The 1559-nt window shown below is 46.1% G+C and carries 2 protein-coding genes; both read left to right on the top strand.

Annotated elements, in window-relative coordinates; genetic code table 11:
- Positions 1-112 precede the first annotated feature (112 nt).
- Positions 113-919 carry an energy-coupling factor ABC transporter ATP-binding protein gene (locus AC5KOD_RS02625; RefSeq protein ID WP_496912987.1) on the top strand — a complete coding sequence of 269 codons (807 nt, stop codon included), beginning with the start codon at positions 113-115 and terminating at the stop codon, positions 917-919.
- 134 nt (positions 920-1053) lie between these two features.
- Positions 1054-1559: MFS transporter (locus AC5KOD_RS02620; RefSeq protein WP_496912986.1), on the top strand; the 506-nt coding region annotated here is incomplete at its 3' end.

Genomic DNA, 1559 nt, shown 5'->3' with positions numbered 1-1559 from the left:
GTGGTGAAGCGGGGAACTTGGCAAACGGTCATCACCTCACCAGAATTTGAAGGATCAGGGGTTCGGCGCTCCTTACTAGCTGATTTATATCAAGAAATAAAGGAGGAACCCCATGATAGTAATTGAACTGACTGATATAAGTTTCTCTCACATACAGGGGGTGCCTCTTTTTGAAAACGTCACACTGCGTTTAAAGCAAGGCGAACATCTCGCCTTTATCGGACAAAACGGTGGCGGGAAAACCACCTTGATGAAACTACTGGCGGGATTATTACAGCCTGATCAAGGGGAGATAAAGCTTTTTTTAGAGAACTACGTCGGCCGACCCATTGCCGAATACGCCCACAAAATCGCTTATGTCTTTCAAAATCCCGACGAGCAAATGTTCAATCGAACGGTTAAGGCCGAGCTACTTTTTGGGCCTAAAATGTTGGGCTTTTCAGCAGAAAAGCGAGAAGCATTGTTGACTGAAATAACCAAGCTATGTCAGCTCGAGGAGGTATTAGTGAGTCATCCTTTTGATTTATCGCCAAGTAAGCGCAAGCGGATCGCCCTCGCCTCTGCCTTGATGATGGATACGCCAATTTTGATGATGGACGAACCAACAGCCGGGCTAGATGGTCATGGCATCCAACAGCTTTCTCAGGTATTGAGCTATCTCAAAGACAAGGTCAAAACAGTTTTGATGATTAGCCATGATTTGCCCTTCGTCAGAGCCCACTTTCAACAAGCCTTGATCTTTTCAAGTTCAGGTCAATTTATCAAAGCAGACGTGTCCAGTGCCTTGTCAAATCCGAGCACCGTTAAACAAGCCAAGCTGACACTGGCACTAGAAAAAGCCGAGGCACGTCGCTTGATCAACGAAGAAAATCTCTCGCTGATGGAATTCGTCTCAACTGTCATGAAAGAAAGGGAATGATCATGGGACAATCACTGATTTCCCTTAAACCAAGAGGCACCGTCATTACGATTATCTTTCACCAAGACCTCCAAAAGTACCTAATGAAACGTTCGCTTCTCCTGATATATGGCACAGTTGCCCAGAGTAACTAAGTGTTTTTAAATGAGGAGGCGTTAAAAATGAGTGAAAAAGCAACAAAATTAACGATTTATGTGGCGATGCCGTGGGTGATCTTCCTGTGCTTCATGCAGGTTTTTAGTGACAAGATGTTCGGCATGATTACGCCGAGTATTGCGGAGTCTTTTCAGATAACTCCCGCAGAGGTCAGTTTACTCACGACCATTGCGGCTCTGGTATTTGGTGTCGGTGGGGCGATTTATTCGACCTTATCAGATGTGATTTCCGCTCGTAAGCTATTTACAGTTGGAGCGGCCGCCTTTGGGATTGGCTCGATTTTAGGCTTTGTGTTACAGTTTTCCTTTCCCTTAGTGATTGTGGCACGAGTGGTTCAGGTCGCAGGGGCGGCGGTGATTCCCGGCTGTTTTGTCGTCCTCGTGCGAAAGTATGTGGAAAAAGAAAAGCAAGCGACTTATTTGGGGATTAATACCGCCATGTACCAACTATCGGCGGGACTAGGCTCGGTGTTTGGTGGCTATAT

It is taken from the genome of Vagococcus sp. WN80Y (genome assembly GCF_059621045.1).
Note: the sequence above shows the minus strand (reverse complement) of the source record. Positions and strands in the feature narration are given on the sequence as shown.

What these genes read in the sequence shown, in the direction of transcription:
- AC5KOD_RS02625 (WP_496912987.1), top strand. Translation starts at nt 113, where the DNA reads ATGATAGTAATTGAACTGACTGATATAAGTTTCTCTCACATACAGGGG.